This window comes from Aeromonas sp. 603757, assembly GCF_049171255.1.
Classification (GTDB): domain Bacteria; phylum Pseudomonadota; class Gammaproteobacteria; order Enterobacterales; family Aeromonadaceae; genus Aeromonas; species Aeromonas veronii_A.
The window spans coordinates 120,013-132,775 of record NZ_JAAKOE010000011.1; the positions used below are offsets into that span (position 1 = coordinate 120,013).

General features: G+C 60.2%; 13 protein-coding genes. 6 read left to right on the plus strand and 7 right to left on the minus strand.

Annotated features, from left to right (window positions below; genetic code table 11):
• Window positions 1–5 precede the first annotated feature (5 nt).
• The 6 genes from G5332_RS12450 (at window position 6) to G5332_RS12475 (ending at window position 5,900) form a co-directional block, all read left to right on the plus strand.
• On the plus strand, window positions 6–1,970 hold the full coding sequence (locus G5332_RS12450; RefSeq protein ID WP_421172553.1) for a reprolysin-like metallopeptidase: 1,965 nt from the start codon (window positions 6–8) through the stop codon (window positions 1,968–1,970).
• Entirely contained in the window at window positions 1,949–2,284 is a 336-nt protein-coding gene (locus tag G5332_RS12455; RefSeq protein WP_227341066.1) for a hypothetical protein, read from the plus strand. The genes G5332_RS12450 and G5332_RS12455 overlap by 22 nt, the downstream gene beginning before the upstream one ends.
• 140 nt (window positions 2,285–2,424) lie before the next feature.
• The gene (gene pdxH, locus G5332_RS12460) at window positions 2,425–3,063 is read left to right on the plus strand and encodes a pyridoxamine 5'-phosphate oxidase (protein WP_005353629.1); all 639 of its coding nucleotides are present in this window, start codon (window positions 2,425–2,427) and stop codon (window positions 3,061–3,063) included.
• 36 nt (window positions 3,064–3,099) lie between these two features.
• Window positions 3,100–3,714: a glutathione S-transferase family protein gene (locus tag G5332_RS12465; RefSeq protein WP_421249687.1), complete on the plus strand. Its 615-nt coding sequence runs from the start codon at window positions 3,100–3,102 to the stop codon at window positions 3,712–3,714.
• Complete coding sequence (locus G5332_RS12470; protein WP_323912677.1) at window positions 3,714–5,354, plus strand: GNAT family N-acetyltransferase; 1,641 nt, start codon at window positions 3,714–3,716, stop codon at window positions 5,352–5,354. Before G5332_RS12465 ends, G5332_RS12470 begins: the two co-directional genes overlap by 1 nt.
• A gap of 6 nt (window positions 5,355–5,360) precedes the next feature.
• Window positions 5,361–5,900, plus strand: a complete 540-nt coding sequence (locus G5332_RS12475; RefSeq protein ID WP_167556828.1) for a GNAT family N-acetyltransferase — start codon at window positions 5,361–5,363, stop codon at window positions 5,898–5,900.
• 96 nt (window positions 5,901–5,996) lie between these two features.
• On the opposite strand, the gene G5332_RS12480 is transcribed toward G5332_RS12475, so the two are convergent.
• The 7 genes from G5332_RS12480 to rluE form a co-directional block, all read right to left on the minus strand.
• Window positions 5,997–6,410, minus strand: coding sequence for a hypothetical protein (locus G5332_RS12480; RefSeq protein WP_088868771.1), 414 nt, complete (start codon window positions 6,408–6,410; stop codon window positions 5,997–5,999).
• A 183-nt stretch (window positions 6,411–6,593) separates the two neighbouring features.
• A complete protein-coding gene (locus G5332_RS12485; RefSeq protein ID WP_216961583.1) occupies window positions 6,594–7,724 on the minus strand; it encodes a cupin domain-containing protein in 1,131 nt (376 codons plus the stop codon).
• A gap of 165 nt (window positions 7,725–7,889) precedes the next feature.
• Window positions 7,890–9,260, minus strand: coding sequence for an adenylosuccinate lyase (purB, locus tag G5332_RS12490; protein WP_159157326.1), 1,371 nt, complete (start codon window positions 9,258–9,260; stop codon window positions 7,890–7,892).
• Window positions 9,261–9,390: 130 nt separating this feature from the next.
• Window positions 9,391–10,005 carry a high frequency lysogenization protein HflD gene (gene hflD / locus G5332_RS12495; RefSeq protein ID WP_005334622.1) on the minus strand — a complete coding sequence of 205 codons (615 nt, stop codon included), beginning with the start codon at window positions 10,003–10,005 and terminating at the stop codon, window positions 9,391–9,393.
• A 23-nt stretch (window positions 10,006–10,028) separates the two neighbouring features.
• A complete protein-coding gene (mnmA, locus tag G5332_RS12500; RefSeq protein WP_127006697.1) occupies window positions 10,029–11,135 on the minus strand; it encodes a tRNA 2-thiouridine(34) synthase MnmA in 1,107 nt (368 codons plus the stop codon).
• Between the two features lie 157 nt (window positions 11,136–11,292).
• Window positions 11,293–11,784, minus strand: coding sequence for an NUDIX hydrolase (locus G5332_RS12505; RefSeq protein ID WP_421311266.1), 492 nt, complete (start codon window positions 11,782–11,784; stop codon window positions 11,293–11,295).
• Window positions 11,784–12,707: a 23S rRNA pseudouridine(2457) synthase RluE gene (gene rluE / locus G5332_RS12510; protein WP_421311267.1), complete on the minus strand. Its 924-nt coding sequence runs from the start codon at window positions 12,705–12,707 to the stop codon at window positions 11,784–11,786. The genes G5332_RS12505 and rluE overlap by 1 nt, the downstream gene beginning before the upstream one ends.
• Between the last annotated feature and the right edge of the window lie 56 nt (window positions 12,708–12,763).

A 12,763-nucleotide genomic window follows, 5' to 3' on the forward strand; every position in this document is an offset into this window, starting at 1 on the left:
GCTCTATGAAGCATGGCATTGCGGTGATTATCACCAGTTTGTCTGTTCAGATTGCAGCAGAACCACAGTGGACCTTCATGGATGAAAACTTGGAAAGGGGAGGGATCTATGATGTGCGAGCTGAAAAGGTCAGAGTGGTGGTTCCTGACAAGCCTTTTGAGCCCGGGCATCTCGCCAGTGTGTTGACTTTGCCACTGCCGGATGGCACTACGGTGCAGTTTGATGTTCATCCCAATGCCTTGCTCCCGGAGCCTTTGGCCCAGCGCTACCCTTCTATCAATACTTACAGTGGGAAGGCTATCGATCGGGCGGCGGATACAGGCCGATTTGATGTCACCATACATGGTTTTCACGGTATGTTTACCCATCAGGGGCGTACCTTTTATGTCGATCCGCTTCAGAATGGTTTCTCCTATGCCGTTTATGAACAGCAAGATGCCTGGCGGCGACAGGATGTGGATCAGGTGATTGATCCTCATGGTATCGAGCGTGAGCGAGCTGTGCTGGTCGATGGCAATTTGCGCAAGCGCTATACCATCGCCATCTCGGCAACCGGGGAATATACCCAGTATCACGGTGGTACCAAGGTTGCAGCACTCTCGGCGATTGCAACACTGCTTAATCGGGTCAATGAAGTCTATCGCCGTGATGTGGGGGCCGAGTTTCAGCTTGCAGCTGATACGGATAATGTGATTTTCACCGATCCTGCGACGGATCCTTTCACCAACTCGACCCAGGATATCGCCATCAACCAGACCCAACAGGGGGTGTTGCTCAATCCTTCTTTTGATCTGGGCCATCTGCTGGCGACATCAGGCGGCGGGGTGGCGACCCTGAGATCTTTATGCAACCCTTTCAGCCGTTCACGGGGCATGACCGGAGGCTCACAGCCTATCGGTGATGCATTCTTTATTGATTATGTGGCTCACGAATTGGGGCACCAGCTGGGGGCAGAGCACTCCTTCAATGGCATGGCCGACAGTTGTGCCACGGGTCGCAAGGCTAGCTCAGCCTGGGAACCGGGCAGTGGCTCGACCATCATGGCCTATGCCGGGATCTGTGGTGAGGAGAATCTGCAGGTTAACAGCACACCTTTCTTTCACAGCAAGTCGATCGAGCAGATGCGGGCTCTGATGGCCTCTCTGCCCTCCTGCGGCACCGACCTGGCGCTTGCCAATAACGCGCCGGTTGTGGATGCGGGGGGCGATAGGGTGATCCCCGCCAATACGCCTTTCACTCTTGTCGGTAGTGCGCTGGATCTGGATGGAGATGCCTTGAGTTACACCTGGGAGCAGGTGGATCTGGGCAACGCATCCAGCAGTTTGGCCACCATGGTGGATGATGGGTCACGCCCGCTGTTTCGCTTTGTCTCGCCAACTTCGGATCCCCGCCGAACCTTGCCTGCCATGAGCTCGCTGATCACGGGTGTGCTGGCCAAAGGGGAGGCGTGGCCAGCGACCAATCGCAATCTCCAGTTCCGCCTTACCGTACGTGATGGTCAGGGGGCGGTCAGCAGTGATGAGATGGTGGTGCAGGTGATCAATACCGGCGCGGCATTTGCCATCACAGCCCCGCAGATTGGCGCCATGGTGGCGGGTAGCACTCAGCTAGTGACATGGAATGTTGCCGGTACCGATCAGCCTCCTATCAACTGTCCCAGCGTGGATTTGGCACTGACACAGAATGGCGGTTCTAGCTGGACTACGCTGGCAAGCGGGCTTGTCAATAACGGTTCGGCCAGTGTGGTGTTGCCTGCACCGTTGATCAGCACGGCTAGGCTGAAGCTGGCATGCAGCAATAATATTTTTTTCTCTATCAATGGGATAAGAGGTAATGCGTCGGCCACTACGGAAAGTGCAACTGTCATTACCGACAACAATACGGGTGGCGGCGGCGGTGGTGGTGCGGTGAGTATCATTGTGATCATCCTGATGGGAGGTGCAGCCGGATGGCGCAGGTATTACGGTTAGCCGTCAGTTTGCTGTTTCTGCATATCTGCGCAGCGCCTGTTGTGGCCGCATCACTGACCGAGGCAATAGATGAGAGTCTTGCTGCTCAGGATTATCGGCTCATCGTGCGCGGCGGGCGTGGCGGCATGGCCCCGGGGGTTGTGGAGTCATTGCAAGCAGAAGCGAGAACCCGGTGCGGAGTCCGTTATCTGAAAGGGTTCGGCGATGTGATTGAGATGGGCAAGGAGGCGGAGTTTGAGCAGCGGATTGACTATGCCACCCGATATAACCGACAGATGCTGGAAAGGTGCATGCCGGAGGCGATTCAGAGGTAATAGTTTGCAGGTAAACACAGCGGGGAGGCAGTTGCCTCCCCGCTGTGTTATGGCTTGTCACTGACAGATGAGCGGAGCACAATGCCTGCGTCACTCTCTTGATGGTCGTGGAACCATTATTTATTTGAAGGAAAATCAAGATGATGGATGTTGCTGATCTGCGCCGTGAATACTCCCGTGGCGGGCTGCACCGGGCCGATCTGCCGGCCGAGCCGCTGGCGCTGTTCGAGAAGTGGTTGGCGCAGGCCTGTGAGGCCAAACTGACCGATCCCACCGCCATGGTGGTAGCGACGGTGGATGCCGATGGTCAGCCCTGGCAGCGCACTGTGCTGCTCAAGCACTACGACGCCCAGGGGATGGTCTTTTACACCAACATGGGTAGCCGTAAGGCGCAGCAGCTGGAAGGCAATCCTCGAATCAGCCTGCTCTTCCCCTGGCACACGCTGGACAGACAGGTTCATGTGACCGGTCGGGTGGAGAAGATGAGCACCTTCGAGGTGATGAAGTATTTCCACAGCCGTCCCAAGGATAGCCAGATCGCTGCCTGGGTCTCCAAGCAGTCGACCCGCATCTCGGCCCGCGGCGTGCTGGAGGCCAAGTTCCTCGAGCTCAAGCAGAAGTTTGCCAATGGCGAAGTGCCGCTGCCGAGCTTCTGGGGCGGATTCCGGGTGGTGATCGAGACGGTGGAGTTCTGGCAGGGGGGCGAGCACCGGCTGCACGACCGCTTCTACTACACCCGCGACGGGGATGGCTGGCATATCGAGCGTCTGGCACCCTGAGCGCGCTATTCGAATCTGTTTTCACAAGGAGTGTGTATGCGTCTGTATGGTGATCTGCGTTCCGGCAACTGCTACAAGGTGTGGCTGCTGGCCCGCTGGCTGGATCTGCCCCTTGAGTGGGTAGAGGTGGATATTCAGGCGGGGGATACCCGTACCCCCGCATTTCTGGCCATGAACCCCAACGGCAAGATCCCGGTGCTGGAGATTGGCCAAGGCGATACGCTGGCGGAATCCAACGCCATCCTCTTCTATCTGGGGCAAGGCAGTGCCTTGTGGCCAACCGATCCGCGCCAGCAGGCCGAGGTGCTCAAATGGATGTTCTTTGAGCAGTACAGCCATGAGCCCTACATCGCGGTGGCCCGCTTTATCGTTCACTATCTCGGCCGACCCGAGTCGCAGGAGGCGCGGCTCGACGGGCTGAAAGCCGGTGGCGAGAAGGCGCTGGCGGTAATGGCGCAGCAGCTGAAACAGAGCCCCTACCTGTGCGGTGATGCGCCGACCATCGCCGATATCGCCCTTTATGCCTACACCCATGTGGCAGAGGAGGGGATCTTCTCTCTGCAGGGGTGGCCCGCTATCCGTAGCTGGATCGCCCGTATCGAAGCCCATCCCCGTCACCTGACGCTGCCAGCGGCCTGTCAGGCCAGCTGATGGAACTGCTGATCGAGGCCAGTCTGTGGCAACCGCAGTGGGCTGCGCTGTTGCTGCACTGGCAGCAGCAAGGTCATCGCTGGCAGCTGCTGCTGGGCAAAGAGGCGGCGGCCGCCCTCGATCAAACCGATGCACCCTGGGCGAGCAGCCCTCCAGACGGGGTGTTCTGCCCGGGAGCCCTGCTGGCTGCCTGGCTCGATGGGGATCTGCTGGTGGATTTTCATGTTGATCCCAGCCGCCAGATCCTGATCAGCGCCTCTACTTCCCTATTGACCCTCGCCAGGGAGCAGGGACTGCTCACCCTTGGCCCTGTGGGGGCCGATCTGCCGCTCACCCCCGAGGCCGATTTGGGCGCCGTGCTAAATCGCCTGCTGGCGCGCCGCGTGACGGTGCCGACCCTGGTTGAGGATCATCCGCTATCAGGCGTCGCGCTGCGACCGCTGCAGGCCGCCGATGATCGCGAGATAGTACGCTACTGCAACGACGAGGCGCTGGCCCGCTACACCCTTAATATTCCTCATCCCTATCCGCCGGAGGGGGCCCGCGACTGGCTGGCGCTCAGCTGGCGCAAGGCGGCGCTTGGTCTTGGCTGGAGCTGGGCCATCACCTTGCCAGAGGAGCAAGGTGCGGCGTTGCTTGGGGTGATCTCCCTGCACTGGAATGGCGAGCTCGCCTGGTGGGTGGGCGTGCCCTGGCAAAATCGCGGTCTGGCTACTCGGGCCGCTGGCTTGGTCAAGGGGTTCGCCTTTGACCAACTGCAACTGCCTGCGCTGACGGCTCGCCATATGCCAGACAATTTAGCCTCCGGCCGGGTGATGGCAAAAGTGGGGATGCACTATCGCGGGCGGCGCCATATCAGTGGTCGCCAGCCGTGTGATGTGAGTTACTGGCGACTGGATCGCGCCCCCTCCTTACCCAATCCCTTGGCCGAGGAGATTGCCTGCTGGCTTGCTGATGAGCGGATCGCCGTGGTGATCCTGTGGGATCCTGTAACGTTGGATCGGCAGAGTGCCAACGGCAAGCTGGCCATCTCGCTCTTTGTGGATGAGAGGGGCGCGGGGGAGGAGTCCTGCTCTATTCGCTGCCCGCCGCATCTTGAGAGGTCTCTGGAGGTGCACTGTTACCCCGTCGAACTGCTGGAGCAGGCCGAACCGGAGCAGTTGTCCCATCTTGGCGGCGTCTTGCTGAAAGACAGGGATGAACAGGGGCTGGCGTGGTTGCTGCAACTGGCCGCACTGCAGCGTCAAGGGCCCGAGCTGCTTAGCCGCGAGGAGCGCGCATCACGGCTCCACTGGTTCAACCAATTGATGGCGCAGGCGCTGGGCGGCAACGGTGACTCGCCGCAGATACGCTATCAGCAGTTACGGCTGCTGGTGGAGCTGCCGGAGCTGGTCGATGAGCTGGATGGCTGTTGGTATCAAACGCCAGAACTGACCTTTGAGCGGTTGGCGCGGGAGGCTCCCGCCCTCTGGTTTGCCTACCGGGAGGCGATGAACAGGGTCACCCCGGCTACGCTAACCGCCTTGCAGCAGCAGTTTGCAGCTCGTTTTCCTGAGTGCACCCTCCCATTTTTGGACAAAGGTACTCAGAATGACCAGCCGTTGTGTGGAATAATGCCCGCTCTGCTGTACGAGGAGTAATACCTGATGTTGAGAACCGAGCGCCCCGGTGACATGCTGCCGGTCTATGAGCTGCTGAGTGCCGCCTTCGGTCGTTCCGATGAGGCCGAACTGGTCAACCGCCTGCGCGAATGTGGCGCTGCCGTGGTGACCATGGTCGAAGAGGAAGAGTACGAGTTCATGGGGCACCTGATGCTAAGCCCGATCACCATTAACGGCATGGAAGGGCCCTGGCTCGGTCTGGCGCCGGTCGCGGTTCATCCCGACTGGCAAGGCCAGGGGATTGGCTCGGATCTTATCCGTGAAGGGCTTGATACGGCGCTCGAGATGGACTGGAAAGGGGTGGTGGTACTCGGGGATCCGGCCTATTACAGCCGTTTCGGTTTCCGCCCGGCCAGCGAGTTTGGCCTGCACTGCATCTATGAGGTACCTGCCGACTGCTTTATGGCGATGGAGCTGCAGGAGCGCGGTTTTTCGGGTGTGCAGGGTGAGGTGCTCTATCACCCCCTGTTTGATGAACTCCCCGACGAGCTGCCGGACGCGCAGGCAGAAGTGTCCCATTTATAGCGAGACGTCGCAGCGATAAGCCATAGCGAAAAAGCCCTCATTGAGGGCTTTTTCATCTTGTATTGATCCCTGCCGGGCTTATTCGAGCAAATTGGCTCAGGCAATGATGTCGAGCTGGGTGCCCTTGCGATTATCTTCGCCCACCATGTCACCCATCTGCTGGGCGAGCGGGCTCTGCTGGAATTGCATGTAGTCGCTGAGATTCTGCTGGCGCTGGTAGCGATTCGCAGCCTGATACATATCAGCCGTGCTCGGGCCCGACTTGCTGTCGCTCTCCTGACCGCTGGCCTCCAGGTAGCGCTCCACCACGGCTTTATCTTGCTGGTTAGCCGTATAAGAGACCGCCATGGTTCTGCGAGCCGTTGCTTTCTCTTCGCTCTGTGCCTGCAATTCATCCTTCTTGGTCAGTGCTTCGTTACGGGCCTGACTGACCTGCTCGGGCGTGACAGCGGGAGAGGAGGGGTATTTGCCGTAATCGGGCAGCGGCATGGGCCGGGAGGTGATTTGCATGGTGGCGCTTCTCTTGTGAACAGGGATGGACGCATGATACCCATCCATGTTAGCTCAATAAATCACCACCTGTCGGTTCATCAAGAGTGGGTTCAGTTTCGCACATCGATTGTTAATTGAACCGCATCTGAGTGACAAAAAAGGCGCCATAAGGCGCCTTTTTATCCTTCGGTTACTGCCGGATCAGTTGAAGAACCAGTAACCGCGGTTGACCAGACGGGTCAGCAATTGCAGGAAACCGGCCTGATCGGCCAGCTCCACCATGTCGGCCTGAGTGATGATGTCTTTGTCACACAAGAGCGAAATGGCTGCTGCGTCTTCGCTCTGCAGAGTCCAGGCTTCGCCGTCGATGAAGCATTGCTGGCTCTCGCCGCTAAACCAGACGGTGCGCAGACCCGGTACCTTGATGGCGGGCTCGCCCTGGGTCAGCAGGTCGGCCACTTCCTCGGCACTGTAGTCCGGCTCTACCGGATTGACGTCCAGATCGTGCTTGGCCTCGGAGATCATGGTGCCGAACCACTCCTTGAACAGGGTCTCGTCATCGAGTGCCTGTTGCATCAGCTCGCGCAGACGGTGCAGCTCGTGGGGCTGGATCTCGCCGTGACGGGCACGGGGCTTGAGATCGGCATCGCCGTAACGCTCGGTGCGCACCTCGTTGTCGATCAGGTGATCGGCAAAGGAGGAGATAAGCGCCTTGGCATCCGGCGCGCGGAAGCCCACCGAGAAGTTCATGGAGGGCTCGATGGCGTAGCCTTCGTGGGGGAATCCGGGCGGAATGTAGAGGATGTCGCCCGGCTCCATGATGACGTCGATGATCGCTTCGAACGGCTCGCAGTGCAGCAGGGCGGCGTGGGCGGCAAACTCGTTGAGGGGCTTGGCATCGCCAACCCGCCAGTGACGCTTGCCGATACCCTGGGTGATGAACACGTCGTAGTTGTCGATGTGGGGGCCGACACCCGCGTGCGGGGTGGAGAAGCTCACCATCACATCATCAAAGCGCCAGCCCGGAATGAACTGGAACGGCACCGCCAGCTCGTTCACCTCGGGGGCCCAGTGGTTGCAGGCCTGTACCAGAATGGTCCAGTTCTCTTCGCCCAGATGGTCGTAGGATTCGAAGGGGCCGTGGGCCGCATCCCACTTGCCGTCGAAACGGGTGACCAGACGGGACTCTACCACCTCTTCCATGGCCAGACCCGCCAGCTCGTCCGGGCTGATGGGATCCTGAAAGTCCTTGAAGCCGCCCTTTATAAGGAGCGGGCGCTTCTGCCAGTAGTGCTCGAGGAAGTGAGCGATATCCAGATTGAGTTCGTACATAGATCTTCTCGTCAAAGGGTTCGACAAAGGTCAGGAGAGGTCTTGCCAGAGGCGGCTGCCGGCCTCGGGCAAGCCCTCTTGCAAACCGTGTATAGGGTGCCACATAAAATAACCGGGGCCCTGTTGCAGATCATGCACAGGGCCCCGGTGGTCTCATTTATTCGCTTATTTCAGCAGATCAACCAGACGCTGGGCGTCACCGATGTAGTTGGCCGGGGTCAGCTTCTTCAGCTCAACCTTGACCGCTTCCGGCAGCTCCAGGGTGTCGATAAAGGTGCGCATCCCTTCGGCATCGACACGGCGGCCACGGGTCAGCTCCTTGAGCTTCTCGTAGGGCTTCTCGATGCCGTAGCGGCGCATCACGGTCTGGATAGGCTCGGCCAGCACTTCCCAGTTGGCATCCAGATCGGCGGCCATGGCGGCGTCGTTGGCTTCCAGCTTGGAGATACCCTTGAGGGTCGCCTGATAGGCAATCAGGGAGTAACCCACCGCCACACCCAGGTTGCGCAGCACGGTAGAGTCGGTGAGGTCACGCTGCCAGCGGGAGATGGGCAGCTTGCTCGCCAGATGCTGGAACACGGCGTTGGCCAGACCCAGATTGCCTTCGGAGTTCTCGAAGTCGATGGGGTTGACCTTGTGCGGCATGGTGGAGGAGCCGATTTCACCGGCGATGGTGCGCTGCTTGAAGTGACCCAGGGAGATGTAACCCCACACATCGCGGTCGAAGTCGATCAGGATGGTGTTGAAGCGGGCCATGGCGTCGAACAGCTCGGCGATATAGTCGTGCGGCTCGATCTGGGTGGTGTAGGGGTTCCAGGTCAGACCCAGGGAGGTAACGAACTCCTCGGAGAACTGGTGCCAGTCCACTTCCGGATAGGCGCTGATGTGGGCGTTGTAGTTGCCGACTGCGCCGTTGATCTTGCCGAGGATCTCCACCGCCATGATCTGCTTGTACTGACGCTCCAGACGGTAGGCGACGTTGGCCATCTCCTTGCCCATGGTGCTCGGGGTCGCCGGCTGGCCGTGGGTGCGGGAGAGCAGCGGCATGTCACGGTACTCATGGGCCAGACGCTTGATCTCGCCGATCAGCTTCTCGCAATAAGGCTTGATGACCTCTTCACGGGCGGTTTTCAGCATCAGACCGTGGGAGTTGTTGTTGATGTCTTCCGAGGTGCAGGCGAAGTGGATGAACTCGCTGACAGCCGCCAGCTCCGGGTTCACTTCGACTTTCTCTTTGAGGAAGTACTCCACCGCTTTCACATCATGGTTGGTGGTGCGCTCGATCTGTTTGATGCGGGCGGCGTCACTCTCGTTGAAGTTGCTGACGATGCCATCGAGCAGGGCGTTGGCGGCCGCGCTCAGGGCAGGGACTTCCGGGATCCCGGCGTGGCTGGCCAGTTTTTGCAACCAGCGCACCTCGACTTCGACGCGAAAACGCAGCAGGCCGAATTCGGAGAAGATAGGGCGCAGGGCATCGGCCTTGTCGCCATAACGACCGTCAATCGGGGAAACAGCAGTCAGCGCGGACAGCTCCATGGGGTGAACTCCTGATGATTTATGTGGGGGATCCGTATCCACTCGCGCGTGGGGCTGAGTCGTCATCAAGGCGGATGTGCGGCTGTTCACCCTGATGTCGACCTCGGCTGGCCCGCGCGCGAGCCGATGATTAGTAACGTTTGGCCAGCTCCACCATCTTCTTGCGGGCGAAGATGATCTGGGTGCGGCTGCCACCGAGCTGACGCCACAGCACGCAGGCTCGAATGCCTGCCAGCAGCAGGGCGCGCACCTTGTGCTGCACCAGCGGTTGCTGCAGGAACAGCGGGGTACCCGCCACCTGGATGCGCGGCCCGATCGGGCTGATAAGATCGCTGTAGATGCTCGCCATGTTGGCCAAAATCTGCTCGTCGAGCAGATCGAAGTGCTGTTGCTGGCGGCCAATCTGGCTGATCCGCTCACCCAGCATATTGAGAATGTCCTTGCGCTTGGCCAGCTTGCGCTCCAGCGCAATCAGGCTTACCACGTAGCGGGTCAGCTCGGCATTCTTCTGGCTGCCGTCGGCACCCAGCTGTTCGACCAGCGCGCGGTAGCCGTCGCGAATGGCCAGATGGGTGTTGTTGAACACCTCGAGCGGTTGGCTCGGGTTGGTCACCAGAATGCTGGAAAGGCTCTCGCGCAGGGCAGCCTCGTCACAGCTGCCGTCTCGGGCCACCTTCTGCACCAGATACGCGGCCTGGCAGATGCCGGCAAAGGCCATGGTTCTGTCTTGGAATTTATCGCTCACGTCTGCTGCCTTCTGTTAAGGATTCAAACCGGATGGCTGAAACGCTGTTCGATGATGCCGCCGCCCAGACACACTTCCCCGTCGTAGAAGACGGCGGATTGGCCTGGGGTCACCGCAGCCTGCTTCTCGTCGAAGATGACCCGGATGGTCAGATCGTCGATGGGCTGGATCAGGCAGGGGATATCCTGCTGACGGTAGCGGGTCTTGACGGTGCAGCGACGCGGCTCGCGAATGGGAGTGCGATCCACCCAGTGCAACTGGCTGGCAATCAAACCATCGGAGTAGAGGCGGGGATGTTCGCCCTGCGCCACCACCAGCACGTTGCGCTCGACCTCTTTGTCGACCACATACCAGGCCTCTTCGGTGGCATCTTTGCGACCACCGATGCCGAGCCCCTTGCGCTGGCCCAGGGTGTGATACATCAGACCCTGATGCTCGCCAATCACCTTGCCATCCACGGTCTCGATTTTGCCGGGCTGGGCGGGCAGGAACTTGGCCAGGAAGTCCTTGAACTTGCGCTCACCGATAAAGCAGATACCGGTGGAGTCTTTCTTCTTGGCGGTGATGAGATCCAGCTGCTCGGCGATGCGGCGCACCTCCGGCTTCTCCAGATCGCCAACCGGGAACAGGCTCTGACCCACTTGCTTTTCGCTCAGGGTATAGAGGAAGTAGCTCTGATCCTTGTTGGTATCGAGACCGCGCAGCAGGCGCGGGCGGCCGGTGCTGTCGTCACGGCGCACATAGTGGCCGGTGGCGATGTAGGTGGCACCCAGCTCTTCGGCGGCAAATTCGAGGAACGCCTTGAACTTGATCTCCTTGTTGCACAGGATATCCGGGTTCGGCGTGCGGCCAGCCTTGTACTCTTCGAGGAAGTGCTCGAACACATTGTCCCAGTACTCGGCCGCGAAGTTGATGGTGTGGAGTTTCATCCCCAGCTTGTCGCAGACGGCCTTGGCATCAGCCAAATCCTGGGCGGCAGAGCAGTACTCGTCCGTGTCGTCTTCTTCCCAGTTCTTCATGAACAAGCCTTCGACCTGATAGCCCTGCTGCTGGAGCAGGTAGGCCGAGACGGAAGAATCCACGCCGCCGGACATGCCGACGATCACCTTGATTTGGCTGTTGTCTGTCATTAGTCGAAGTTACCAGTTCGTTTAAACGGGGCGTATTCTACCAGAGTTTTGCGCCCCCGGTCACATATCCATGCCGCAGTTCCCATCAGGAGCCTGATAGCAGGAAATCGTTTTTCTGTTGTTGGCATTTGTTGCCGAAAAAGAGTGTCAAATGGCCTCAAATAAAGGCCTTGAGTGCCGACAGTGGCAGCCGTGTTCCCGCCAGATAATCCTGAATGCACTGCCACACCAAGGGGCTTCTCAGGGCCGGTTTGCACTCGGCGATCTCCTCCAGCGTGAGCCAGTGGCAGGCGAGGATATCGCCGTCAGGATCCTCTGGATGGTGCTGACCCGGCGCTTTTTCAAGGTCGAAGATGATGGCGGTGCGCACATAGGTGGCTTCGCTGTCGGCCGGTTTGTAGAGATAGGTACCAAGCCAGGCGGTCGGCGTGGCGGTCAGACCCGTCTCCTCTTTGAGCTCGCGGCAAGCCGCTTCAAGCAGGTTTTCCCCCGGCTCCACATGGCCGGCGGGTTGGTTGAAACGGCGCTGGCCTTTTATCTCCTCTTCCACCACCAGAAAGCGCCCCTGCCACTGCACCAGGGCGGCGACCGTCAGGCGCGCCTCCATGCGGGCGTGGCTGGTGGCCGATTGCTCTGTCTGATTGCTCATCATGACTCCTTGTCGTTGCTATTGGGATTGCCCGCACGGGCCGGTCGGCGTGCCGTTCCTCGCCCGCTGCTGCGGGGTTTGCTGCCGGTCGGGTTCGTGGCTGCGCGCTCGGTTGGGTGAATGCTGCGGGGGCGTTCGTCCCGTCTCGGCTGGCTGGCCCGCCGTGGCGCATCTCCTGCCGGTTTGGCCGGTTTGGCGGTATGAGCACCTGAACGGGATGAGGAGGGACGCGTGCTGCGGGTGGAGCTCGGCTCCAGCTCGGGGGCGGGTAGGCTGCGGCTCTCGCCGGGTGCCAGTCCATCCAGGGTCCAGTCGCCGATGGCGTAGCGAATAAGGCGCAAGGTGGGGTGGCCGATATGGGCGGTCATCCGCCGTACCTGCCGGTTGCGCCCCTCGATAATCTTGATCTCCAGCCAGCTGGTGGGGATCTCTTTGCGCTCGCGAATGGGCGGATTGCGCGGCCACACCGCAGGTTCATCCATAATGCGCGCACCGGCGGGCAGGGTCATGCCGTCATTGAGCTCCACACCGGCGCGCAGGGCGGCCAGTTTCTCCTCGCTCGGGATGCCTTCCACCTGCACCCAGTAGGTCTTGGGGGTCTTTTCCCCAGGCTGGGTGAGACGCGCCTGCAGCTTGCCATCGTTGGTGAGCAGCAGCAGCCCCTCGCTGTCGCGATCGAGCCGCCCTGCGGCATAGATGCCGGGCTCGCTGATGTAATCCTTGAGGGTCTCGCGGCCCGCCTCGTCGGTGAACTGGCAGAGCACCATGTAGGGCTTGTTCAGCAGGAGCAATTTGCGATCCTCTGGGGCCAGCTCCGGTTTGCGGGGGGATGCATGGCGGGTTGCGGCTGGTTTGGCCGCCGTGCGTGGGGCGTTATCGCGCGGCGTACGGTTGACAGAGAGACGGGAGCGGGGAGATTTCATCGGATACACACTTCAGACAGACGATGGCAGCGAGTGTACCACAGGGTGCTGAGGGC

Excerpts from the sequence above, each read along its gene's own strand:
- G5332_RS12450 (WP_421172553.1), top strand. The coding sequence starts at position 6 with ATGAAGCATGGCATTGCGGTGATTATCACCAGTTTGTCTGTTCAGATT.
- G5332_RS12455 (WP_227341066.1), top strand. The coding sequence starts at position 1,949 with ATGGCGCAGGTATTACGGTTAGCCGTCAGTTTGCTGTTTCTGCATATC.
- pdxH (WP_005353629.1), top strand. The coding sequence starts at position 2,425 with ATGATGGATGTTGCTGATCTGCGCCGTGAATACTCCCGTGGCGGGCTG.
- G5332_RS12465 (WP_421249687.1), top strand. The coding sequence starts at position 3,100 with ATGCGTCTGTATGGTGATCTGCGTTCCGGCAACTGCTACAAGGTGTGG.
- G5332_RS12470 (WP_323912677.1), top strand. The coding sequence starts at position 3,714 with ATGGAACTGCTGATCGAGGCCAGTCTGTGGCAACCGCAGTGGGCTGCG.
- G5332_RS12475 (WP_167556828.1), top strand. The coding sequence starts at position 5,361 with ATGTTGAGAACCGAGCGCCCCGGTGACATGCTGCCGGTCTATGAGCTG.
- G5332_RS12480 (WP_088868771.1), bottom strand. The coding sequence starts at position 6,410 with ATGCAAATCACCTCCCGGCCCATGCCGCTGCCCGATTACGGCAAATAC.
- G5332_RS12485 (WP_216961583.1), bottom strand. The coding sequence starts at position 7,724 with ATGTACGAACTCAATCTGGATATCGCTCACTTCCTCGAGCACTACTGG.
- purB (WP_159157326.1), bottom strand. The coding sequence starts at position 9,260 with ATGGAGCTGTCCGCGCTGACTGCTGTTTCCCCGATTGACGGTCGTTAT.
- mnmA (WP_127006697.1), bottom strand. The coding sequence starts at position 11,135 with ATGACAGACAACAGCCAAATCAAGGTGATCGTCGGCATGTCCGGCGGC.
- G5332_RS12505 (WP_421311266.1), bottom strand. The coding sequence starts at position 11,784 with ATGAGCAATCAGACAGAGCAATCGGCCACCAGCCACGCCCGCATGGAG.
- rluE (WP_421311267.1), bottom strand. The coding sequence starts at position 12,707 with ATGAAATCTCCCCGCTCCCGTCTCTCTGTCAACCGTACGCCGCGCGAT.